The 257-nt window shown below is 52.9% G+C and carries 1 protein-coding gene; it reads left to right on the forward strand.

Annotated features, from left to right (window positions below; genetic code table 11):
- Window positions 1-257: PrgI family protein (locus tag NE619_RS18315; protein WP_256133900.1), on the forward strand; the 257-nt coding region annotated here is incomplete at both ends.

Consider the following 257-nt stretch of genomic DNA (forward strand, 5'->3'; position numbering starts at 1 on the left):
GGAGATCCGGGATTATACGGAATCCATGTTTTTCGGACTGTCCATGCGGCAGTTCATTTTTTCAGTGCTGGCCTGTGGTATGGCGGCCTTACTGTATTTTTTACTGCGGAACTATCTGGGCACGGAAACTGTCAGCTGGATGTGCATCCTGGGCGCTGCGCCTTTTGCTGCCATCGGGTTTATCCGTTACCACGGTATGAATGCGGAGCAGTTTGTCTGGGTGTGGATGAAGGCCGAGCTGCTTATGCCAAGGCAGC

The sequence above is a fragment of the Anaerovorax odorimutans genome (assembly GCF_024459955.1).
In the GTDB taxonomy this organism is placed as follows: Bacteria; Bacillota; Clostridia; order Peptostreptococcales; family Anaerovoracaceae; genus Hominibacterium; species Hominibacterium odorimutans_A.